The 21,435-nt window shown below is 58.6% G+C and carries 21 protein-coding genes, 2 tRNA genes and 2 pseudogenes; 22 read left to right on the forward strand and 3 right to left on the reverse strand.

The genetic code is table 11. The features are described 5' to 3' along the window. The 14 genes and pseudogenes from H9Q10_RS06560 to H9Q10_RS06620 form a co-directional block, all read left to right on the forward strand. The coding region (locus H9Q10_RS06560) for a YadA family autotransporter adhesin (RefSeq protein ID WP_205229551.1) at positions 1–453 on the forward strand (453 nt) is incomplete at its 5' end. A gap of 85 nt (positions 454–538) precedes the next feature. Next, a pseudogene (locus tag H9Q10_RS12145) lies at positions 539–955 on the forward strand (outer membrane protein assembly factor BamE); the annotation flags it as partial. Between the two features lie 87 nt (positions 956–1,042). Further along, positions 1,043–1,372 (forward strand): annotated as a pseudogene (locus H9Q10_RS12150) (OmpA family protein); the annotation flags it as partial. Positions 1,373–1,625: 253 nt separating this feature from the next. Further along, on the forward strand, positions 1,626–2,033 hold the full coding sequence (locus H9Q10_RS06570) for a bacteriohemerythrin (protein WP_197903164.1): 408 nt from the start codon (positions 1,626–1,628) through the stop codon (positions 2,031–2,033). Positions 2,034–2,169: 136 nt separating this feature from the next. Further along, the gene (locus H9Q10_RS06575) at positions 2,170–2,742 is read left to right on the forward strand and encodes a beta-class carbonic anhydrase (RefSeq protein WP_197903165.1); all 573 of its coding nucleotides are present in this window, start codon (positions 2,170–2,172) and stop codon (positions 2,740–2,742) included. Between the two features lie 215 nt (positions 2,743–2,957). Beyond that, a tRNA-Arg gene (locus H9Q10_RS06580) sits at positions 2,958–3,034 on the forward strand. Positions 3,035–3,039: 5 nt separating this feature from the next. Continuing rightward, positions 3,040–3,114: transfer RNA gene (locus H9Q10_RS06585), tRNA-Glu, on the forward strand. Positions 3,115–3,325: 211 nt separating this feature from the next. Further along, positions 3,326–5,065, forward strand: a complete 1,740-nt coding sequence (locus H9Q10_RS06590; RefSeq protein WP_197903166.1) for an SbmA/BacA-like family transporter — start codon at positions 3,326–3,328, stop codon at positions 5,063–5,065. A 356-nt stretch (positions 5,066–5,421) separates the two neighbouring features. Continuing rightward, complete coding sequence (dapA, locus tag H9Q10_RS06595) at positions 5,422–6,297, forward strand: 4-hydroxy-tetrahydrodipicolinate synthase (protein ID WP_197903167.1); 876 nt, start codon at positions 5,422–5,424, stop codon at positions 6,295–6,297. 28 nt (positions 6,298–6,325) lie between these two features. Continuing rightward, positions 6,326–7,456, forward strand: a complete 1,131-nt coding sequence (bamC, locus tag H9Q10_RS06600) for an outer membrane protein assembly factor BamC (RefSeq protein ID WP_197903168.1) — start codon at positions 6,326–6,328, stop codon at positions 7,454–7,456. A gap of 398 nt (positions 7,457–7,854) precedes the next feature. Further along, complete coding sequence (locus H9Q10_RS06605; protein WP_197903169.1) at positions 7,855–8,130, forward strand: NGO_0222 family membrane protein; 276 nt, start codon at positions 7,855–7,857, stop codon at positions 8,128–8,130. Then, a complete protein-coding gene (locus H9Q10_RS06610; RefSeq protein WP_197903170.1) occupies positions 8,127–8,717 on the forward strand; it encodes a non-canonical purine NTP pyrophosphatase in 591 nt (196 codons plus the stop codon). Before H9Q10_RS06605 ends, H9Q10_RS06610 begins: the two co-directional genes overlap by 4 nt. Before the next feature lie 77 nt (positions 8,718–8,794). Beyond that, a complete protein-coding gene (locus tag H9Q10_RS06615) occupies positions 8,795–9,313 on the forward strand; it encodes a thermonuclease family protein (RefSeq protein ID WP_197903171.1) in 519 nt (172 codons plus the stop codon). A 205-nt stretch (positions 9,314–9,518) separates the two neighbouring features. Beyond that, positions 9,519–10,295 (forward strand): ferredoxin--NADP reductase, encoded by a 777-nt coding sequence (locus H9Q10_RS06620; RefSeq protein WP_197903172.1) that lies wholly within the window; start codon positions 9,519–9,521, stop codon positions 10,293–10,295. Between the two features lie 343 nt (positions 10,296–10,638). Here the strand turns inward: H9Q10_RS06620 and H9Q10_RS06625 are convergent, their stop codons facing one another. Beyond that, positions 10,639–11,265, reverse strand: coding sequence for a Z-ring associated ZapG family protein (locus tag H9Q10_RS06625; RefSeq protein WP_197903173.1), 627 nt, complete (start codon positions 11,263–11,265; stop codon positions 10,639–10,641). 306 nt (positions 11,266–11,571) lie between these two features. Between H9Q10_RS06625 and lepA the strand changes: the two genes are divergently transcribed. The 3 genes from lepA to lepB all read left to right on the forward strand — a co-directional run bounded on the left by lepA (position 11,572) and on the right by lepB (position 14,818). Continuing rightward, the gene (gene lepA, locus H9Q10_RS06630; RefSeq protein ID WP_197903218.1) at positions 11,572–13,365 is read left to right on the forward strand and encodes a translation elongation factor 4; all 1,794 of its coding nucleotides are present in this window, start codon (positions 11,572–11,574) and stop codon (positions 13,363–13,365) included. 52 nt (positions 13,366–13,417) lie between these two features. After that, complete coding sequence (locus H9Q10_RS06635; RefSeq protein ID WP_197903174.1) at positions 13,418–13,690, forward strand: hypothetical protein; 273 nt, start codon at positions 13,418–13,420, stop codon at positions 13,688–13,690. Positions 13,691–13,777: 87 nt separating this feature from the next. Then, positions 13,778–14,818: a signal peptidase I gene (gene lepB, locus H9Q10_RS06640; RefSeq protein WP_197903175.1), complete on the forward strand. Its 1,041-nt coding sequence runs from the start codon at positions 13,778–13,780 to the stop codon at positions 14,816–14,818. Between the two features lie 163 nt (positions 14,819–14,981). Here the strand turns inward: lepB and H9Q10_RS06645 are convergent, their stop codons facing one another. Continuing rightward, complete coding sequence (locus H9Q10_RS06645) at positions 14,982–15,803, reverse strand: class I SAM-dependent methyltransferase (RefSeq protein WP_197903176.1); 822 nt, start codon at positions 15,801–15,803, stop codon at positions 14,982–14,984. 212 nt (positions 15,804–16,015) lie between these two features. Continuing rightward, entirely contained in the window at positions 16,016–16,687 is a 672-nt protein-coding gene (locus H9Q10_RS06650; protein WP_420841847.1) for a peptidoglycan DD-metalloendopeptidase family protein, read from the reverse strand. Between the two features lie 223 nt (positions 16,688–16,910). Between H9Q10_RS06650 and H9Q10_RS06655 the strand changes: the two genes are divergently transcribed. The 5 genes from H9Q10_RS06655 to H9Q10_RS06675 all read left to right on the forward strand — a co-directional run bounded on the left by H9Q10_RS06655 (position 16,911) and on the right by H9Q10_RS06675 (position 21,055). After that, positions 16,911–17,537, forward strand: a complete 627-nt coding sequence (locus H9Q10_RS06655) for a DJ-1/PfpI family protein (RefSeq protein ID WP_197903178.1) — start codon at positions 16,911–16,913, stop codon at positions 17,535–17,537. A 179-nt stretch (positions 17,538–17,716) separates the two neighbouring features. Beyond that, on the forward strand, positions 17,717–18,202 hold the full coding sequence (locus tag H9Q10_RS06660) for an FxsA family protein (protein WP_197903179.1): 486 nt from the start codon (positions 17,717–17,719) through the stop codon (positions 18,200–18,202). 123 nt (positions 18,203–18,325) lie between these two features. Then, positions 18,326–19,141: a glutamate racemase gene (gene murI, locus H9Q10_RS06665; RefSeq protein ID WP_197903180.1), complete on the forward strand. Its 816-nt coding sequence runs from the start codon at positions 18,326–18,328 to the stop codon at positions 19,139–19,141. A 455-nt stretch (positions 19,142–19,596) separates the two neighbouring features. Continuing rightward, positions 19,597–20,217, forward strand: coding sequence for a phosphoribosylglycinamide formyltransferase (purN, locus tag H9Q10_RS06670; RefSeq protein WP_197903181.1), 621 nt, complete (start codon positions 19,597–19,599; stop codon positions 20,215–20,217). A 259-nt stretch (positions 20,218–20,476) separates the two neighbouring features. After that, positions 20,477–21,055 carry an opacity family porin gene (locus tag H9Q10_RS06675; RefSeq protein WP_197903182.1) on the forward strand — a complete coding sequence of 193 codons (579 nt, stop codon included), beginning with the start codon at positions 20,477–20,479 and terminating at the stop codon, positions 21,053–21,055. Positions 21,056–21,435 lie beyond the last annotated feature (380 nt).

Consider the following 21,435-nt stretch of genomic DNA (forward strand, 5'->3'; position numbering starts at 1 on the left):
GGCAGCGGTGTGACCATCACCCCGGCAGGCGGCGGCAGCCCGGTGAGCCTGACGACCGGCGGTTTGGATAACGGCGGTAATAAGATCACCAATGTGGCCAACGGTACGGATAACACCGATGCGGTGAACGTGGGTCAGCTGAACCAGGCCTTGGGTGCGATCTCGGGTAACAACAATGCCAATATTGTTGCCCTAGACGCCAAAGTAAACGACGTGGCCAACACCGCCAATGCCGGCGTTGCCCAAGCCATCGCCACCGCCGGTTTGCCGCAGGCTTATCTGCCGGGCAAAAACATGGTGGCCGTGGGCGGCGGCTACTATAAAGGCGAAACCGGTTACGCCATCGGATTCTCCACGATTTCCGATAACGGCAACTGGATCATCAAAGCCACCGGCAGCGGCAATTCGCGCGGCAACTTCGGCGGTTCCATCGGCGCCGGATACCAGTGGTAAGCTGAAAGAGGCTACCTGAAAATGCAGCAAACGGTTTTCAGGTAGCCTAATCGGATTTCTGTAAAACAAGATAAAAGGAAAGATGATGAAATTTGTTCAATTAGCCGGCCGTATGGCAGCGGTGGCGGCAGCGACGCTCGCCTTGTCAGCCTGTTCTTCTTTGTCGAAAGTGAAAGCAGACGGCACCACCGACGAGCCGGTATGGCCGAAGTGGGACAGCGTTTCGTTTAACAACAAACGCGGCACCTTCCCCGATTTGGGCAGCCTGTCACAAGTGAAGCCGGGCTTGACCAAAGACGAGCTCTACTACCTGCTCGGCCGCCCGCACTACAACGAAGTGTGGCGTCCGCGCGAGTGGAACTACCTGTTCCACTTCCACACTCCCGGCCAAGGCACCAACGGCGTGACCACCTGCCAATTTAAGGTATTGTTCGACAAGAACAGATTCAGCGGCAGCACTTATTGGAAAGCCGTCGATCCGGCTGATGCCACCTGCCCGCCGCAGCCTCAGGCTGCCGCAGCAATGCAGCAACACTACACCTTGAGTGCAGACGTATTGTTTGCTTTCGACCGCAGCAGCGAGCGCGATTTGCAGCCGCGCGGCCGAGAAGAACTGAGCGAACTGGCCGCCAAACTGAGAAGCTTCGAGCAGCTCAACAGCATCACCGTTGTCGGCCACACCGATTATTTGGGCTCCGATGCCTACAATCAAACCCTGTCGCAACAGCGTGCCGAAACCGTGCGCCGCTATTTGGCAGGCGAAGGTTTGCCGGCAGAGAAAATCCGTGCCGTGGGCATGGGTGAGTCCCAGCCGGTGAAACAGTGCGACAACCGCGGCAGCCGCAACGAGCTGATTGCCTGCCTGCAACCGAACCGCCGCGTGGAAATCCAAGTGGACGGCTACGGCACCCGGCGCTGATTGTTGCTGTTTCAGTTGAAATAAGTGCCAGGAAGCTGGCAAATGAGAACCCTTCTTGTTGAGTAAGAAGGGTTTATTTACGTTCGGCGCACAAGCTGGCATAATACTTGCTAGGTAAATCGGTAAGATTTTGATACCGGATTACCGTATATTTGCCGCCATGGGCAAATTTCGGTTTGAAGCGTTGCCGGCCGGCAAAGGGAGTGTGATTGCCGGCGGTGATTAATTTATGTTTACTTGATGAGGGATGAAAATGGCTTTCGTATATTGGACATCTGATTTGGATACAGGTTTTGAAGACATTGATGAACAACACCGCAAATTGGTGGATTACATCAATCAGCTGTATGAAGCCAAACAAAGCGGCGACCAAGAAGCGATTGAGCGGGAGTTCCAGCATTTGATCGACTACACCATCGAACACTTCAGCTACGAAGAAATGATGCTGGCTGAAGCACAATACCGCCTGCTGGAGCCGCACAGGAAAGTGCATGAAAACTTCGTGAACAAAATGAGCACCCTGCAAGCCCGCTACCACAACGGCGATGCCGCCGCGTTGGACGAAGTAATCAATCTGTGCGAAGGCTGGCTGTTCCGCCACATCCGTATCAACGACCACGGCTACATCGAAAGCGTGAAAGCATCGGGCATCCGCTCTTAAACACGGATATTGGCCGTTAAAGGCTACCTGAAAATATTTTCAGGTAGCCTTTTGTTTATCCGCAAACGAAAGCCGGAAAGGATATATAATCCCGCCACCGCCCGCGCAAACGCGCTCACACATGGAAGGAAAGCTCATGAATCTGCTCGACGATATTCTGCAATTTAACAAGCACTTTGTGGAAAGCGGCGAATACATCCAATTTTTCAGCGACAAATACCCCGAGAAAAAACTGGCGATTCTATCTTGCATGGACACCCGCATCATGGAGCTGCTGTATGCGGCCATGGGGCTGAAAAACGGCGATGCCAAGGTGATACGCAATGCCGGCGCGGTGGTGTTGCATCCGTGGGGCTCGGTAATGCGCAGCCTGCTGGTGGCGGTATTTGATTTGAATGTGGAAGAGATTATGGTGGTGGCGCACCACGATTGTGGCATGTGCGGCTTCTCGTCCAAACACCTGCTGGATAAAGCCCGTGCCGCCGGCATCTCGGATGAAAGCATCAACACCTTGCGCCACGCCGGTATCGATTTGGACGGCTGGCTCACCGGTTTCGATAATGCCGACGACAGCGTGCGGCATACGGTGCAGATGATTCGCCAGCATCCCTTGATGCCGGATCACGTTGCCGTGCACGGCATGGTCATCCACCCGACCACCGGCAAATTGACCCTGGTGGTCAATGGTAATGAGGCAGATGCAGGGTAGAGGGTTCTGTGTCGGTTGATCATGTGGTTTGGCAGAAAGGCGGCTTTGGCTGCTTCAAAATATTATTTTGATTTTGCCGGGGCCTGTGTTTTCAGGTAGCCTATTTGTGCTTATGAATAAATCAGATAGATGATATTTGCACGAAAACAGCAATATTTTTGTAGAAATGGCTTGACTCAAATTGCAAGGCTATCTATAATTCAAAACTTCACAGCGCACCCGTAGCTCAGTTGGATAGAGTATCTGGCTACGAACCAGAGGGTCGGGCGTTCGAATCGCTCCGGGTGCGCCAATTATGCGCCCATCGTCTAGCGGTTAGGACATCGCCCTTTCACGGCGGTAACGGGGGTTCGATTCCCCCTGGGCGTGCCAAGATTCGAAGGTTCAGTTGATTCTGGGCTTTGGAAAAATAAAAAAGATAAATTTTTGATTAAAGCTTAATTCTGGAACACGGAATTAAGCTTTTTGTTTATTTGTTTGATCTTAAGCGCGCTATCCAAATAATCTTTATATTACATCCCTACTAATCATATCCGCACTATTTCAACCTCATTGAAGCTTACGTTTTCAGGTAGCCTCTGTCGTGAACACCCTCCGCCGTTTCCTCCGCCTTGCCGCCCCGTTTTGGTTTGCCCGCTGCCAGTGGCGCGAATGGCTGCTGTTGGCCGCCGTGGTCGGCTGCTCGCTCGCCATCGTGCGCGTGGGTGTGCTGATTACCGAGTGGAACAAAACGTTTTACGATGCGCTGGCCGCCTTCGACGGTGCCGCCATGCCCGCGCTGGTGGGCGAATTTTTGCTGTATATCACGCTGGTTACAGCGTTTGTGGCGTTCGGCAACTGGCTGCGTAAAATCCTGCTGTTCCGCTGGCGCAGCCACCTCACGCAGCAGTTCCAGCGGCAATGGCTCGGCCGCAGCCGCCACTACCGATTGCAACTGCAAGCCGGCGGTGAACCGGACAACCCCGACCAGCGCATTGCCGAAGACATCTTCCTGCTGTCGGAAAAAAGTATTGATTTGTTCAAATATTTCATCATGAACGCTGCCAAACTCGGCGCGTTCGTGGTCATCCTGTGGCAGCTCTCCGGCGTGCAAACCTTCCGAATCTTCGGGCAAAGCATCACGATACATGGTTATTTGGTGTGGGTGGCGCTGGCCTACTCGGCAGCCTGCACCCTGGTTACCCACCTCATTGGCCGCAAACTCCAACCGCTCAACGTGGAACGCCAGCACCGCGAAGCCGACTACCGCGCCACCCTGTTGCGCGTGCGCGACCACGCCGAGCAAATCGCGCTGTATCGCGGCGAAAATGCCGAGCAAGGCCGCCTGAACCGCCGCTTTGAAGCCGTGCGGCAAAACTGGCGCGAACTCATCGGCCGCGAGCTGCGGCTGGAAACCTTTTCCGCCGCCTACCTGCGCCTGTCCATGTTCATCCCCATCATCGCCACGCTGCCCATGTATCTGGCGCACACGCTCACTTTCGGCGACATGATGAAGGCACGCAGCGCGTTTTCCAACGTGCAGGACGGCTTCGGCTGGTTTATGGATTACTACAAACGCATCATCGAATGGGCATCGGTGGTGGAACGTTTGGCGGGTTTTCAGGTAGCCTTAAACGCGCTGGACAACACGCCGGACAACGCACCGGATAACGCGCCGCAAAAGCAGCCTGCACATCCTGAACACGGCGGACACGCGGAACACGGCCATGCCGCCCGGCTCGAAGTGGACGACCTTACCCTGCACACCGCCGACGGCCGCACCCTGCTGCACGGTTTGTCGCTCGCCGCCCGCGCGCCCGAATGGCTGCTGCTCGAAGGCCGCAGCGGCATCGGCAAATCCACCCTGCTGCGCACGCTGGCCGGGCTGTGGCCGTATTACCAAGGCCGCTTCGCCATTCAAGGCCGCAGCCTGTTCCTGCCGCAACGCCCCTACCTGCCGCACGACAGCCTGCGCAACGTGCTCGCCTACCCATACGCCGCCGCGCCCGATAACGCCTCCGTTGCCGCCGTGCTGACCCAAGTCGGCCTGTCGCGCCTGCTCGCGCTCGACCCCGATGCCGAACACGAGTGGCACAAAACACTCTCTGGTGGCGAACAACAGCGGCTCAGCCTCGCCCGCGCCCTGCTGCACCGCCCCGATGTATTGTTCCTTGACGAAGCCACCAACCAGTTGGACGACACATCCGCCGCCGAAGTCATGCGCACGCTGCGCCGCGAATTGCCCGATGCGCTGTGCGTGGGCATCAGCCATCAGGCGGTGATTCAGGAAATGTTCGGGCGGAAGGCGGATTTGGCGCGGTTTGCAGCGGCGGGGGAAGGCTGAGGGTTTTAGTTTCGCAGAAACGCACTGCGTTTGTTTTAACTTCGTTGAAGCTTAACGTTTTCAGGTAGCCTTCCGGCCGCTTCTGGCTACCTAAAAAACATCGGCTTTAATCAAGCAGCAATTATTTGGCTTATTTTCAGGTAGCCTGTTGAAGAAAGGGGAGGCTATCTGAAAATATTTCCAATCCGAACCGCCGCCCGGAATCACTTGCCCGGCCATAGGGATAGCCGTGGCGCGGTACAGCCTGGCAGAAGCTGCCTTTGGCCGAGTTTTAAACTGTGCAATATTTCGCACAAGCCGGGAAAATAGGCTACAATCGCCCCGTTTCAGACCATCCAGAAGTAAAGGTTTACGCCATGCTAACAGGCAGTATCGTCGCCATCATCACCCCGATGCGTGAAGATGGCAGCGTCCATTACGAACAATTCCGGCGCCTGATTGATTGGCACGTTGCCAACGGTACCGACGGCATCGTGGCCGTGGGCACCACCGGCGAGAGCGCCACCTTGAGCGTGCCGGAGAAGATTGAAGTGATTGAAGCGGCCATCCGTTTTGCCGACGGCCGCATTCCCGTAATCGCCGGCACTGGCACCAACAGCACCGCCGATGCCATCGCGCTCTCCCGCGCCGTGGCCGGTAGCGGCGCTTATGCCACGCTGTCGGTGGTGCCGTATTACAACAAGCCGCCGCAGGAAGGCATCTACCGCCATTTTGCCGCCATCGCCGAAGCCGCCGACATCCCCATGATCGTATACAACGTGCCCGGTCGCACAGTGGTGAGCATGGGCAACGATATCGTGCTGCGGCTGGCTGAAATCCCGAATATCATCGGCATTAAAGAAGCCAGCGGCAACATCGGCAGCCAAATCGATTTGATCAACCGCGTGCCCGAAGGCTTTGCCGTGTATTCCGGCGACGACCCCACCGGCATGGCCGCCATGCTGTGCGGCGCCCACGGCGTGATCACCGTGGCTGGCAACGTGGCGCCCAAACTGTTTGCCGATATGTGCCGTGCCGCGCTGGCCGGCAATCTGGCAGAAGCCCGCGCGCTGAACGCCAAGCTGGTGCCGCTGTACCGCGAAATGTTCTGCGAGCCCAGCCCCGCTGCGCCGAAATGGGCGCTAGAAAAACTCGGCCTGTGCGGCCGCTCTGTGCGCCTGCCGATGATGCCGCTGAGCGAAGCCGGACAGGCGCGCGTGGCCGCCACCCTGCAGGATCTGCAACTGATTTAACCCAAGTTCCACATCAAAGGATTGCTGTATGAATGTATACAAACTGCCCGCCGCTTTGCTGATGGCCGGCTTCTTGGCTGCCTGCGCCTCCAAAAGCAGCGAAGCGCCCAAGCTGGATTACCAAACCGAAAACCGCAAGGTAGTCAATCTGGAAGTGCCGCCCGATTTGGACAACCCCGGCCAAGGCAACGCCTACAGCCTGCCGGCCGGAGGCGCGGTGCGCGCTTCCGACGTGGCCCGCAGCCGACAGGCCGCCGCCAACCGCCCCGGCACTCCGGTGCTGGCCGAAGTGAAAAACGTAACCATCCAGCGCGAGGGCAGCGACCGCTGGCTGAACATCGCCAACAAAAACCCCTCTGAAGTGTGGCCGCTGTTGCATGCCTTCTGGCAAGAGCAGGGTTTTGTGATCGCTCGCGAAGAGCCGGGCATCGGCCTGATGGAAACCGATTGGGCGGAAAACCGCGCCAAGCTGCCGCAAGACGGCCTGCGCCGCTTGTTTGAGCGCGTCGGCCTCGGTGGCGTGTATTCCACCGGCGAGCGCGACAAATTCACCATCCGCCTCGAACGCAACAGCAAAGGCGGCACCGACGTATTCTTCACCCACCGCGGCATGAAGGAAACCTACGCCGACCGCAACAAAGACACCACCATGTGGCAGCCATCCGCCCGCGACACCGATTTGGAAGCCGCTCTGCTCGGCCGCTTTATGCAGTATCTGGGCGCCGATGAGCAGCAAATCGAACAGGCGCTGAAACAACAGCAGGCCACCTCTGCCCGCAGCGGCGATTTGGCCACCCTGCAAAACGGCCAGCTCACCCTGCGCGGCGACCAGGCGCGCAACTGGCGCCGCGTCGGCCTCGCGCTCGACCGCATCGGCCTGAACGTAACCGGCGAAAACACCCAGCGCCAGGCCTATCTGGTGCAGGTTGCCCCGGCCGAGGGCGAAGCCGTGCGCACCGAGAAACCGGGCTTCTTCGGCCGCCTGTTCGGCCGCAGCAGCAAGCCTGCCGAGCCGCAGGCGCAGCCCGAATTCGTGGTGGTGGTGCAGCCGCAGGGTAACAATGCCAGCCAGCTGCTTTTGGCCAACAAAGACGGCTCGCCCTACCAAGGCGGCGATGCGCAATCCTGGCTGACCCGCCTGTATAACGAGTTGCGCTAAGCGTGATTGAGAAACAGCCTTTAATGCCCGTTAAAGGCTGTTTTTGTATTTGCCGCATAGAGGCTACCTGAAATTTTGCTCCGACTGTTTTAACTACGTTGAAGCTTGCGCTTTAGCTTCGCAGAAACGCCGCCTTGGCTTCGCCAAGACATCGTTTTCAGGTAGCCTCTGCGGTTTTCAGGTAGCCGTCATGCCCGGCAAGCCGCTGCGCCAAACAAAAAGCGGCAAAGAACTGCTACAATACGTCGCTTGCAGGGCTCCGAAATAAGCTTTTCCCGACTTTGTTTTGGGCAGCCGGAAGGCTACCTGAAAATCAAAATAGGGTTGCAACCCGTTCACAAACATTTCAAATCTTCGGGGGAACGCCGCAACCAGCTCCCCCGTTTTCCAGTTCCGTCATGAATAATCCCCGCCGCTATCTCAAACTCACCGCGCTGTTCACTATTCTCTTTATTCTCTTGCTGTTGCTGGGCAACTGCCTGATTATCCTGCGTTATATTCCTGCCGCTGTTGCTTCGTTCGTGGCTGCTTTCCTGTGCGTGGCCGGGCAGATGATGGCGCTGGGCAAGTATCTGCGCCAGAAGCAGCTGGCCGTTTTGCAGGCGCAGGCCGCGCAAAGTGCAAATACAGCAACAGCAACGGAAAACGCAGCAGAAACAAAGGATGCACCATGAAAGAGTTGGTATTGGCCAGTGGCAACGCAGGCAAGTTGCGCGAATTTAGTGCTCTGTTTGCCGATTTGGGCTGGCGGGTGCGCGCGCAGTCGGATTTTGCCGTGCCAGAATGCCCCGAGCCGCACTGCACCTTTGTGGAAAACGCGCTGGCCAAGGCACGGCACGCCAGCCGGCACAGCGGCCTGCCCGCACTGGCCGACGACAGCGGCATTTGTGCCCCCGCGCTGGGCGGCGCGCCGGGCGTGCTCTCTGCACGCTATGCCGGCGAGCCGCGCTCCGATGCCGCCAACAATGCCAAACTGGGCGCGGATTTGGCCGCGCGGGGCGGTTCGGCCGTGTATTACGTGTGCCTGCTGGTGCTGGTGCGCCATGCAAACGACCCGCAGCCGCTGATTGCCGAAGGCGTGTGGCACGGGCAATGGCAGCATGAAGCAGCCGGCAGCCACGGCTTCGGCTATGACCCGCATTTCTTCCTGCCCGAGCTGGGGCAAACCGCCGCCCAGCTGCCGCCGGACACCAAAAACCGCCTCAGCCACCGCGCGCAGGCCGTACAGCGGCTAATGGCGAAAATCCGAGCCGATTGGTAGGGATGAGCAAAATGAGCTGGTTTCTATCCTGGTGCTGCAAAGGCTACCTGAAAGCGTTAAGCTTCAACGCAGTTAAAATGAGCCAAGCGAGTTTCCGCAAAGCTAAAACCGTCGCGCTGCTGCCTGCTCTGCTGTTTGCCTTGTCGGCGCAGGCCGAAACCGTGAGCGGCGAAGTGGTGCGCGTGTGGGACGGCGACAGCCTGCACCTGCTGGACGCCGCCGGGCAGCGGCATAAAATCCGCCTTGCCGACATCGACGCACCCGAGCTGGAGCAGCCGCAAGGCCGCGCCTGCCGCAATCGTCTGGCCGAACAAGTGCTGCACCGGCGTGTGCAGGCCGAAATCGTGGACACCGATCCGCACGGCCGACAAGTGGCCTATATCCGGCTCAACGGCGCCGACATCAACCGGCAACAGCTGGCTGACGGCTGCGCCTGGCACTACCGCCGTTTTGCCCGCCGCCGCCAAAGCCCGGCCGAATACGCCGCCTATGCCGCAGCGGAAGAAGGTGCCAAAAGCCGCCGCGCCGGCGTGTGGCAGCAGAATGCACCGCAGGCACCGTGGCAGTTTCGGCAGCGGCAGCGTAGGCCGCATTGAGCCTTGGCCGCCGCGTAGGCAAGGGGCTACCTGAAAGCGCAAGCTTCAACGGAGTTAAAACAATGTCTTGGCGAAGCCAAGGTTGAGTTTCTGCGAAGCTAAAAATATTGCAGTTTTGCAAGCCAGTTCTCCGCACTCCAACACAATGCTATAATTCGCAAATTTTTCCGCCGCCGCGCGGCCTTATCCCCTTTAGAAAGACAACATGGCAGCCTTCAACACACAAACCGTCTTGTCCGTACACCACTGGACCGATGCCTACTTCACCTTCACTTGCACCCGCGACGACAGCCTGCGCTTTGAGAACGGCCAATTCGTGATGGTCGGCCTGATGGTGGACGGCAAACCCCTGATGCGCGCCTACAGCGTCGCCTCCGCCAATTGGGAAGAACACCTCGAATTTTTCAGCATCAAAGTGCCCGACGGCCCGCTCACCAGCCGCCTGCAACACCTCAAAGTGGGCGACGAAGTGCTCATCAGCAAAAAGCCCACCGGCACCCTGATCTGCGGCGACCTCAACCCCGGCAAACACCTCTACCTGCTCTCCACCGGCACCGGCATCGCCCCGTTTTTGAGCATCACCAAAGATCCGGAGGTGTATGATCAGTTTGAAAAAGTCATCCTCGTGCACGGCGTGCGCTACAAAAAAGACCTCGCCTACTACGATCGCTTTACCCAAGAGTTGCCCAACCACGAATACCTGGGCGAAATGATCCGGGAAAAGCTCATCTACTACCCCATCGTATCGCGCGAGCCCTTCCAACACGAAGGCCGCCTCACCGACCTGATGAAGAGCGGCAAACTGTTTGCCGACATCGGCCTGCCACCCATCAACCCGCAAGACGACCGCGCCATGCTGTGCGGCAGCCCGGCCATGCTCAAAGACACCAGCGACGTGCTCAACGGCTTCGGCCTCACCGTGTCGCCCAAAATGGGGCAGCGCGGCGATTACCTGATCGAGCGCGCGTTTGTGGATCAATAAGTGCCTGCTTGAACGGCAGCAATAGGCGTGGAGGCTACCTGAAAAATTTCAGGTAGCCTTTTTGTTGCAGCTGGGCTCGGTTTCCCCAATTTTGCCGGCTGGCCGGATTGGCGGTGTGCTTTGATGATTGCCCTTGCTAATCAATCGGGCAGAGTAAAGGCTACCTGAAAAAGTCATTCGGTTTTCAGGTAGCCTGTATCTCGGCTTGGGCTGCCGCCAATCTTACTGGCTTCCTTGTTTGTTTGGCTTGATTGCCGCCTTAAGCTGAGCGGCAAAGAGAAGGCTACCTGAAAAGTAGCCGGGCTTTTTCAGGCAGCCTTTTATGGTGTCGGAAGCGAAGCGGTCAGGCTTGAGGTGCGGATTCTTCGTTGGGTGCGGATTCGGGAGCGGGCACGACTTCGGCGGTGTTTTCTGCAACCGCTTCGGCTGCTGTCGGGGCGTTGCCGGCAGCTGGGGCTTCGGCAACCGATGCGGCGGGCGCGGCGGCAGCCGGCTCAGCGGTGGCTGCGGCGGGATTGAACACGGCGGCATCGGCAGCGGAGTCGGCTTCGTCCAAATCGTTTTGCGGCGGCACGGGCGCATCGTGCGGCACCAGTTGGATGCGCTGTTCGGCTGAGTCTGCGGCGGTGTCGGCTTCGGCATCGGCCAGATAGGAGAGGGTGATGGTTTGGCCGCTGCGTTGCTCGATTTGGCTGCGGTAGGCTTCGGGTGTCATCAGCTCTTCGGCGCCGCGGCTGAGCTGGGCGAACACGTTTTGGTAGCTGCGGGTGAGCTCGTCTACGGCGTCGGCGGTGTCGATGAAGTGGTGGTTTACGGCTTCGCGGTAGTCTTGCAGGGCTTTTTTGGCTTCTTCCAGCTCGGCCTGCTGCTTGCGGTTGCCTCGTTTGAACAGCAGGGTGATGAGGATGCCGATGAGGAAGCCGCCGAGGCCGGCCAGTAGAAGTTGGGTGATGAGCGGCAGATTGTTCATTGTGGTTTCTCCTTGGGATAGACGGGCACAGGTGCGCTATTGTATAGCAATTTTCAGGCCGGCTGATAGGGCGGGGCGGGCTGATTGTTCCGCAGCGGGGGCGGGTGGCGCGGTTGGGCGTGGCGCAGCGGGCGGCTTGCTGCAAATTGTCGGGCAGCTTCAAGCATTTTCGGCTAAAATGCGCAGTTCGGTTGCGGCGGCGCGCCCGATGTTTTCACTGCGCTGGCATTTGCATTTTTCAGGTAGCCGCCTTTGCCGATTTCGCCTTATCCGCATAACGACTGCACACTTAACTGCCCGGCCATTATGAACAATATCCGCAATTTCTCCATCATCGCCCACATCGACCACGGCAAATCCACGCTGGCCGACCGCTTCATCCAATACTGCGGCGGCCTGGAAAACCGCGAAATGAGTTCGCAGGTTTTAGACAGCATGGACATCGAAAAAGAGCGCGGCATCACGATTAAAGCGCAAACCGCCGCGCTGCAATACAAAGCCAAAAACGGCGAAACTTATCTGCTCAACCTGATCGACACCCCGGGGCATGTGGATTTTTCTTACGAAGTATCCCGTTCGCTTTCCGCCTGCGAAGGCGCGCTCTTGGTGGTGGATGCTTCACAGGGTGTGGAAGCGCAAACCGTGGCCAACTGCTACACGGCGATCGATTTGGGCGTGGAAGTGGTGCCCGTGTTGAACAAAATCGACCTGCCCGCTGCCGACCCCGACCGAGTGGCGCAGGAAATCGAAGACATCATCGGCATCGATGCGGTGGACGCGGTGCAGTGTTCGGCCAAAAGCGGCTTGGGCGTGGAAGACGTGCTGGAAGAAATTGTGGCCAAGGTACCCGCGCCTTCGGGCAGCCCGGATGAGCCTTTGCAGGCCATGATTATCGATTCGTGGTTCGACAATTATGTGGGCGTGGTGATGCTGATCCGCGTGAAAAACGGCACCATCAAGCTGAAAGACAAAGTGCGCTTCATGAGCACCAAAGCCGAAACCTTGGTGGAACAGCTTGGCGTGTTTACGCCGAAATCGCTGCCGAAACAGCAGCTTTCCGCCGGCGAAGTGGGCTTTTTGGTTACCGGCATCAAGGAGCTGGGCTCGGCCAAAGTGGGCGATACGGTTACGCTCGCCGCCAACCCCGCCGCCGAGCCGCTGCCCGGCTTCAAAGAAGTGCAAAGCCAGGTGTTTGCCGGGCTGTATCCGGTGGAAAGCCACGACTACGAAGCCCTGCGCGATGCGCTAGAAAAGCTGCAACTGAATGATGCTTCGTTGAAATTCGAGCCGGAAGTATCCCAGGCGCTCGGCTTCGGCTTCCGCTGCGGCTTCCTCGGCCTCTTGCACTTGGAAATCGTGCAGGAACGCTTGGAGCGCGAGTTCGACATGGATTTGATCACCACCGCGCCCACGGTGGTGTATGAAGTGATTTTGAAAACCGGCGAACATATCGAAGTGGAAAATCCGTCCAAACTGCCGGATTTGGCCACGGTGGAATCCATACTGGAGCCGATTATCACCGCCACCATCCTCGTGCCGCAGGAATACGTGGGCAACGTGATGACCCTGTGCAATCAGAAGCGCGGCGTGCAGCTTAATATGCAGTATCTCGGCCGCCAGGTGATGCTCACTTACGATCTGCCGATGAACGAAGTGGTGATGGACTTTTTCGACAAGCTCAAATCCACTTCGCGCGGCTATGCCTCGCTCGACTACCATTTCAAAGAATTCCGCGCCGCCAACCTGGTGAAATTAGACATTATGGTAAACGGCGACAAGGTAGATGCGCTCAGCCTGATTGTGCACCGCCAAAACGCCGTGCACCGCGGCCGCGAGCTGGCGGCGAAAATGCGCGAGCTGATTCCGCGCCAGATGTTCGACATCGCCGTGCAGGCCGCCATCGGCAGCCAGATCATCGCCCGCGAAAACGTGAAGGCGCTGCGCAAAAACGTGCTGGCCAAATGCTATGGCGGCGACATCACGCGCAAGAAAAAATTGCTGGAAAAACAAAAGGCCGGCAAAAAACGCATGAAGCAGGTGGGCAATGTGGAAATCCCGCAGAGCGCGTTTTTGGCGATTTTGCAGGTGGGGGATAAGTAGCCGCATTCGGGCTACCTGAAAAACGAGAGCCCGAAGAAAAGGAAGCCCGATAATGAAAAACGTTTTTTTGATACTGGCGGCTTGCGTGGTTTCCGCTGCCTGTGCCGCGCCGAATCCGCCAACGGGAAAAGCGGCGGCAGAGTCCGAACGCTTGAGCATGGTTGCCACGCCGGAAACATTGGCGCAATTCCGCCAGTTTTGCCCGGACGGCACGCCGGTGCTGTATTTGTACGAACACGATCCGCGCTTTCAGTATTTTCAGGTAGCCTGCCGCAAGGCAAACGGCGAAATGGCCTACGGCTTCGGCGTGGGCCTAGGTAGGTAATAGTAATGCATTGATTTATTGAGATTACTTATTTTCAAGTAGCCTCTCTTTCAGTTAAGAAAACCACAACATAGGAACAAAATCAAAGTGGAACAATCCAACACAATCCTCTATGCCGCCATCGCCGCTTTGGCTGCCGGCATCGTGCTGTTTGCCGTGAGCGGGAAAACGCGGCAGGACAATGGCGAATGGAGCGGCGGCCTGCAATGGGGCTACCTTTTGATGATGGTGGGCGCCTTCGGCCTGCTGGCCAAAGTGATGAGCCTCACGGCAGTGCTGCTGCTCTTGGTGCTGCTTACCGGCGCGGTGTGGCTGTGGGCGCGGATGGCGCGCAAACATCGGCAGAAACAGCCCGGTTACATCGCGGAAACCGACCGCGACGACAACCATTTCCGCGACTACATGGGCAGCTTCTTCCCGCTGATTTTGGTGGTGTTCGTGCTGCGCACCTTCGTGGCCGAGCCTTTCCAGATTCCTTCCAGCTCGATGCGGCCGGGGCTGGTGAAGGGCGATTTCGTGCTGGTGAACAAGTTTACCTACGGCATCCGCGTGCCGGTGTTGAACAATGTGCTGATTCCGGTGGGGCAGGTACAGCGCGGCGACGTGGTGGTGTTCAACTATCCTGTGGATCCGGACACCAACTACATCAAGCGCATTGTCGGCCTGCCGGGCGATGTGGTGGAATACCGCAATAAGGTGCTGACAGTAAACGGTAAAACCGAGCAGGATACCTTCGCCGCCGCCTACAGCTATCCCGATGATTTCAATGCAAACCGAATGTTGGAAGCCGCCCGTTTTGCGGCCAACTGGGAAGGCCGGCAGTTTGAAGTGCTGAAAAACGAAGATGCGCCCACGGTGTCCATCCCCTTCCTCGCCCAATCGGCCAACGATTTCGCCAAGAGCGGCTACCAAAGCGGCCTGCGCGAAAATTGCGAATACGAGGCAGACGGCAGCGGCTTCAAATGCACTGTGCCGGCGGGCAAATATTTCGCCATGGGCGACAACCGCGACAGCAGCGCCGATTCGCGCTACTGGGGCTTTGTGGATGACAAGCTGCTGGTGGGCAAGGCGTTTTTCGTGTGGATGAACGTGGGCGACAGATCGCGCATCGGCAATTCCATCCGTTGATGGCGCAAACGGAAAAAAGGCTACCTGAAAACGGAGCGCAGCGCAGTTTGTGCGAAGCTAAAGTTTTCAGGTAGCCTTTTTGTTGTGCGCTTGAATACTGAAGAGGCTACCTGAAAAGTGGTTTGCACTTTTTCAGGTAGCCTTTGGTGCTGCGCAGAGCGGGCTAGGGCAGCTCGATTTTGATAATCTTCTGGTCAAACAGCCGTTTGCCCCAGCCGGTGCGGTAGATTTGGCGGAACAGCCAGGGATAGCGGTGGCCGCAGCGCTCGCTCAATCTGCCCACCACGCGCACTTTGCTGCCGGGCAGCCATGCCTCCATCACCCGGGCGTCGGGCAGCGACCATTTGAATTCGGGCGACTGCGCCATCTTGCCCAAGGCATCGTGCTGTTTGGCGCGGCCGACGGCCACTGGCGGCAGCATGTCGAACACCAGCACGGCGCGCGGCAGCTGGCGGGCAATCATGACCAGCAGGGCTTTGACCTGGGCTTCGTCGAAATACATCAGCACCCCTTCGGCAAGCAGCAGCACCGGTTTGCCGTGGGCGGCTGCGGTGTCTGCCCAGCCTTCTTCAAACATGGAGCCGGCCAGGTAATGGTTGCCCGATTCGGGCAGCAGTTGGCGCCGGATGTCGATCACATTGGGCAAGTCTAAGTCGTACCAGGCGGTAACGGGCGGGCGGCCGAGGCGTTCGAAGCGTGCGTCCAGCCCAGCGCCGAGCTGCACGACCACGCAGTCGGTGTGTTGTGCGATAAAGCGTTGCGCCTCTTCGTCGATGAGGGCGGCGCGGGCGCAGCAGCCCGGCTGAGACAGTTTTGATTTGGCGAACACGCTGAAATCGTAATCGATTTGCTGAAGCATGCCCACGGCGGCGGCATCTTGGATGAGCGCGTCGGGGCGGTCGTATTCCACGGCCTTGGCCCAGAGCGGAATCAGCATGGTGGTGGAAAGCTGGCTGATGGTGCTGGAGGAAACGGTTGGGTTCATGATGGCTCCCGAATGATGGCGGATGGGTGCGGGCCGCCTGAAAGCGGCTTGGGCGCCGAGGGCGGAAACGGTGTGCTGTCGGGAGTGGTTTGCGTATGAGGGAGGCGGCTGCCGTTTTAACTTTGTTTTCCGGCAGCCTTTGGTGGTATGGCGGTGTGTTAAAGGGGCTACCTGAAAATCCGGCAACCGATTTTCAGGTAGCCTTTACTGTTTTATTTCGGCAGGTAGTCCAGCGGATTGACGGCGCGGTTGTTTACGCGCACTTCGAAGTGCAGCTTCACGCGGTCGGTGCCGCTGCTGCCCATGCTGCCGATGGTTTGCCCGGCGGATACCTGCTGGCCTTCGCGCACGTTGATTTGGCTGTTGTGGGCGTAGGCGGTGAGCATGCCGCCGGTGTGGTTGATGAGGATGAGCTTGCCGTAGCCGCGGATGCCTTCGCCCACGTAGCTCACACGGCCGGGAGCGGCGGCCTTAACGGGCGTGCCGGCGCTGCCGGCAATGTCGATGCCCTTGCTGGAGGCGCCGTTGAACTGGGTGAGGATTTCGCCGCGCACGGGCCATTGCAGGCTGCTGGGCGGAGCGGTGGTGCGCTCGGCGGGAGCGCGGCTCACCTGTTGGGCGGGTGTGCTGCGGGTGTTGGCGCCGCTGTTGCGGGCGTGGCCCACGCGCAGGCGCTGGCCGACTTCGAGCTGGGAGGGGTTTTTCAGGTTGTTCCAGGCCATCAGGCGGGAGACGGGCTGGTTGAAACGGCGGCTGATGCGGTAGAGCGTGTCGCCGCGCTGCACGCGGTAGTATTGGTCGCCGGAGCCGGTGCCGGCGCAGGCAGCCAGAAGAGTGGTACACAGCAGGAGGGTACAGGCGGAAGGGATTTTCAAGGTGTGCACTCCGTTGGAAGCGGCAGCAGGGCTACCTGAAAAGTGAAAGAGACAGCAGGGGCGAACAAAGCAAATTTGCCGTTTATTCGGGTTTGCTGCCGAGAAGGTGCTTCTATCATACTATAGGAAACGGCGGGGAAACAAACCGGCAGCCGGGCGGCGCCGGCGCAAACGGGGTATGATGAGGCTCGTTTGCCAACTATTTTGCCAACCATCGCGCGAGGAGCCGACCATGCCTTCAGCATTCAATCCGCAGGCTGCAACCGATATCTACTGCCTGCTGTTCGACCAATACGAAACCCTGGATTTGATGGGGCCGGTGGAATTTTTGTTCCGCCTGCCGCAATCCCGGCTGCATTATGTGTCGCGGGGCGGCGGCATGGTGGCCAGCCGGCAGGGTTTTGCCGTGCAGACGCAGCGGCTGGAAAGGCTACCTGAAAACAGTTTGCTGCTGGTGCCGGGCGGGCAGGGAACGCGGCCGCTGGTGCGGGATGCGGCGTTTCTGCGCGATTTGGGCGCGTGGCTGGATCAGGCCGCCTGCTGCTTGTCGGTGTGCACCGGCGCGGCGTTGCTGGCAGCCAGCGGCAGGTTGGACGGCTTGCCGGCCACGTCAAACAAAAAAGCTTTCGATTGGGTATGCAGCGTGGGCGGGCAGGCGGGTTGGCAGCCGGCGGCGCGCTGGGTGGCCGCAGGGCGGTTTTACACCTCCTCCGGCGTATCGGCGGGCATGGACATGACGCTGGGTTTCATCGCCGACCACTACGGCCGCTCTCGGGCGGAGGAGATTGCCGCGCATTGCGAATATATCTGGCACGACAATCCGGCGGACGACCCGTTTGCACCATCCGTTTTCAGGTAGCCTTCGAGTGAGACGCAAAAGCTGAGGAAACTTTGCAGAATGTGTGCTTGATTTTGCGCTTGGCGGGCAGATATAGGGGAGGGCGCAGGGCTGTGGCCGAGCCGAGGCTACCTGAAACGGGGTAGAGCGCAGCTTCAGCGAAACTCAATATCAGAAAAATTAGTTTGAAAGGAAACTCAATGCGTTACCTAGGGATTTGGCTCTTGCTGCTGGCGGGGGCGGAAGCGGCTTCGATTGTGATGGTGGCCGAACGGCTCGGCGGGCTGCCCACGCTGCTGCTGATGGTTTTGTCGTTTATGGCCGGGCTGGCGATGCTGCGCAATTTGGGCTTTTCTTCGGTGATGCTGGCCGGCTCGCTGTTTCACAATCAGGGCGAGCTGTCGTTTTACCAAATGCTGTGGCCGCTGCGCTATATTGTGGCGGCGCTGCTTTTGATGTCGCCGGGCTTTGTGTCCACGCTTTTGGCCTGCGTGCTGATGCTGCCGATTAAGGGCGGCCCCTCGGCGGTGCGCCCCGGGCAAACGGGGCAGAGCAGCCGTGCTTCGGGCTATCGTGCAGACGGCGACATCATCGACGGCGAGTTTGAAACCGTGCGCCCGCAGGAAGAGCGCGGGGAAACCCGCCTGCTGGAGCAGCACGACGGCGAGCCGCCGCGCCAAGGCTGATTGAAGGGGCATCCCGCGCGAAAGGCTACCTGAAAAATACACGTGCTGTTTTTTAGGTAGCCTTCCTCTTATCCGCCGCGCGTGTACAATACGCCTTTTCTTCGCAACGGCAAATTTGGCAACATGAAACCCAACAGCCTCACGCAGCGCCCCATCGGCGTATTCGATTCCGGCGTCGGCGGCCTCACCAACGTGCGTGCCCTGATGGAGCGGCTGCCCAATGAAAACATCATCTATTTCGGCGACACCGCCCGCGTGCCCTACGGTGTGAAATCGCGCAGTACCATCGAAACCTACACCGGGCAAATCGTGGAATTCCTGATGCAGCACGATGTGAAAGCGCTCGTGATTGCCTGCAACACCATCGCCGCCGTGGCCGGCGCCAAAGTGCGGCAGATGGCCGGCAGCATGCCCGTGCTCGACGTGATCAGCGCCGGCGCCCAGGCCGCCCTGCGCACCAGCCGCAACGGCCACATCGGCATCATCGCCACCTCCACCACCGTCAATTCCAACGCCTACGCCCGCGCCATCCACGCGCAAAACCCGCAGGCGCGCGTGCCCTCCCAAGCCTGCCCCCTGCTCGTGCCGCTGGTGGAAGAAGGCTGGCTCGAGCACGAAGTCACCCGCCTCACCGTGCGCGAATACCTCAAGCCGCTCCTGGCCGAAGACATCGACACCCTCGTGCTCGGCTGCACGCACTACCCCCTGCTCAAGCCGCTGCTGCAAAGCGAAGCCCCGCACCTCGCCCTGGTGGATTCCGCGCTCACCACCGCCGAAGCCGCCGCCGAAGCCCTCTCCGCTGCCGGCCTGCTCAACAGCAGCCAAGCCCCCGCCGACTACCGCTTCTACGTGAGCGACATCCCGTTGCGCTTCCGCACCATCGGCGAACGCTTCCTCGGTCGCAGCATGGAGCAGATAGAAATGATGCGGCTGGGCTAAGAGGCCGTTGCCCGAAATTTTCAGGTAGCCTTTGGCGGCATGAGGCTACCTGAAAAAGTGCAGACTGTTGTTTATACGGTGTCAATTGGGTTCCAGGTAACTGATTTGGATTTCAGGTAGCCTTTTTTATGCGTACCCTGTTCACCTTTGCGCCTCATGCCGGCGCGGGCACAGGTTTGGCTTCGCCAAACTTCCCTCACTCCGCACGGTTTTTCGGGCGGGCTCGAACTTGCGGCTGCGCCGCTTCGAACATGCAAGCCTTTGTTCCCCGAAAAACCGCGCTCCGTTCGGCTGCGCCAGCAGAGAAGGGTACGGCCCAACCGATTGCGCCAAATGTTCCACTCTTGGTTTTTAAAGAGTTTATTTTTGTTTATTAGGTGTCTTACGAAATTCGCATCAGGCAAAAGGCTACCTGAAAAATATTCCCACCACTTTTCAAATCAAACAATCACATCATGACCAAAACCGTTATCCTCATCTCCGGCCGCGGCAGCAATATGCAGGCCGTGGTGCAAGCCAAGATTCCCAACCTGCACATCGCCGCCGTCCTTTCCGACAACCCCCAAGCCCCCGGCCTTGCCTGGGCGGCCGGGCAGGGCATACCCACCGCCGCGCTCAACCCCAAAGACTACCCCAGCCGCACCGCCTTCAACCAAGCCATGCTTGAGCTCGTGGCCGGCCACGCGCCCGACCTCGTCCTCCTCGCCGGCTACATGCGCATCCTGCCGCCCGAGTTTTGCAGCCGCTTCGCCAATCAAACCATCAACATCCACCCCTCCCTGCTGCCCGCCTTCCCCGGCCTGCACACCCATCAGCGCGCCCTCGACGAAGGCTGCCGCCTCGCCGGCTGCACCGTGCACTTCGTCACCGCCGAGCTTGACTGCGGCCCCATCATCGCCCAAGGTGCCGTGCCCGTGTACGACAGCGACACCGCCGACACCCTTGCCGAGCGCGTCTTGAAAGTCGAACATCAGCTGCTGCCCCAAGCCGTGGCCGATTTCGCCGCCGGCCACCTCAGTATCCAAGGCAAACGCGTGATTAACTGCCGCATTGCAGGCGAAGCGGAACAGGATTGATGGATTGGGCGGTGTAAATGTTTGTTTGGATATTTTCAGGTAGCCTCTTCCCGATCGGGAGGCTACCTGAAAAATAACCGCCGAAAACAGCATTTCCGGCATGCTTTTCCCCTTTTCATTGCAAGATTCCAACAATCCGTTCCGTTAAAATAGTTTAAGATTGTCCACACCGCTGCCACGCCATACAATTCGGGCAGCAGACGGTTTCCAAAGCCGTCACTTATATTCAAATAGTTTTTTACCCATTGTGAGGAACATCATGAAAAAAATTCTGGCTGTGCTGCTTGCCCTTTCCCTTCCCGCCGTTGCCCTGGCCGACGACAACCGCGGTTTCTACGTTCAAGGCGACCTCGGCCATGCGAGGGTGAAACTTCATGACGACGAAGATGCGCAAAGCGCCAAAGGCTTCAGCCCGCGCCTGTCAGTGGGCTACGATTTCGGCGATTTCCGCGTGGCGGCCGACTACACTCACTATAAAAGCGTGAGCGGCCACGAAACTTATCCAGTTGGCGGGGAGGATTGGAAATACAAATTCCGCAGCTTCGGCGTATCTGCTATTTACGATATCGACCTGAACGCCCCGGTGAAACCCTATGTGGGCGCGCGCATCGGCGTCAACCATATTTCATTTGACGATCATGACTACGCCCCCGGGTATGACGACGACTACCACTACAGCAAAACCAAAACCGGCGTGGGCGCCCTGATTGGGGTGGGCTACGACATCACCCAAAACATCACCCTGGATGCGGGCTACCGCTACAACTACTGGGGCAAGTTCGACGGCACGAAGCTGGATTCCCACGAAGTTTCCGCCGGCGTGCGCGTGAGGTTCTAAGCAACCCGGTTTGCGTGTTGGAAACCGCCCGAAGCTGCCAGGCTCGGGCGGTTTTTTGCCGGCACAGAAGGGGCAATCGGTTTCATTCCCATGCGGGCATGCTTTGCTTGTTTTTCAGGTAGCCTTATCTGGTTTTGAGGCTACCTGAAAAATAGGGCAGCGCCAGCCATTTTGCCGCCGCCTCCCCGCTGCCAACGGATACGGCTATAATCCTGCCGAAGCAAATAATCTGAAGCCTTTGCAAACTCCCCGTCTTTGGCACACTTCTTCGCGATGCGCTTCTCAAACGCTTGCCTACCCACGTGGTATGTCTGCGCGTTTTGCGATGCTATCGCTTTGAATTGTGCTCAAATCCGGGGCTTTGCAAAGGCTTTAGGCAA

The organism is Eikenella glucosivorans (genome assembly GCF_016025525.2).
Lineage (GTDB): Bacteria > Pseudomonadota > Gammaproteobacteria > Burkholderiales > Neisseriaceae > Eikenella > Eikenella glucosivorans.

Bases quoted from the DNA above. Each gene is read 5' to 3' on its own strand.
- lepA (WP_197903218.1), top strand. From the start codon at position 11,572: ATGAACAATATCCGCAATTTCTCCATCATCGCCCACATCGACCACGGC.
- H9Q10_RS06575 (WP_197903165.1), top strand. From the start codon at position 2,170: ATGAATCTGCTCGACGATATTCTGCAATTTAACAAGCACTTTGTGGAA.
- bamC (WP_197903168.1), top strand. From the start codon at position 6,326: ATGAATGTATACAAACTGCCCGCCGCTTTGCTGATGGCCGGCTTCTTG.
- purN (WP_197903181.1), top strand. From the start codon at position 19,597: ATGACCAAAACCGTTATCCTCATCTCCGGCCGCGGCAGCAATATGCAG.
- H9Q10_RS06620 (WP_197903172.1), top strand. From the start codon at position 9,519: ATGGCAGCCTTCAACACACAAACCGTCTTGTCCGTACACCACTGGACC.
- H9Q10_RS06570 (WP_197903164.1), top strand. From the start codon at position 1,626: ATGGCTTTCGTATATTGGACATCTGATTTGGATACAGGTTTTGAAGAC.
- H9Q10_RS06660 (WP_197903179.1), top strand. From the start codon at position 17,717: ATGCGTTACCTAGGGATTTGGCTCTTGCTGCTGGCGGGGGCGGAAGCG.
- H9Q10_RS06625 (WP_197903173.1), bottom strand. From the start codon at position 11,265: ATGAACAATCTGCCGCTCATCACCCAACTTCTACTGGCCGGCCTCGGC.
- H9Q10_RS06610 (WP_197903170.1), top strand. From the start codon at position 8,127: ATGAAAGAGTTGGTATTGGCCAGTGGCAACGCAGGCAAGTTGCGCGAA.
- H9Q10_RS06655 (WP_197903178.1), top strand. From the start codon at position 16,911: ATGCCTTCAGCATTCAATCCGCAGGCTGCAACCGATATCTACTGCCTG.
- murI (WP_197903180.1), top strand. From the start codon at position 18,326: ATGAAACCCAACAGCCTCACGCAGCGCCCCATCGGCGTATTCGATTCC.
- H9Q10_RS06675 (WP_197903182.1), top strand. From the start codon at position 20,477: ATGAAAAAAATTCTGGCTGTGCTGCTTGCCCTTTCCCTTCCCGCCGTT.
- dapA (WP_197903167.1), top strand. From the start codon at position 5,422: ATGCTAACAGGCAGTATCGTCGCCATCATCACCCCGATGCGTGAAGAT.
- H9Q10_RS06605 (WP_197903169.1), top strand. From the start codon at position 7,855: ATGAATAATCCCCGCCGCTATCTCAAACTCACCGCGCTGTTCACTATT.
- H9Q10_RS06615 (WP_197903171.1), top strand. From the start codon at position 8,795: ATGAGCCAAGCGAGTTTCCGCAAAGCTAAAACCGTCGCGCTGCTGCCT.
- H9Q10_RS06645 (WP_197903176.1), bottom strand. From the start codon at position 15,803: ATGAACCCAACCGTTTCCTCCAGCACCATCAGCCAGCTTTCCACCACC.
- H9Q10_RS06635 (WP_197903174.1), top strand. From the start codon at position 13,418: ATGAAAAACGTTTTTTTGATACTGGCGGCTTGCGTGGTTTCCGCTGCC.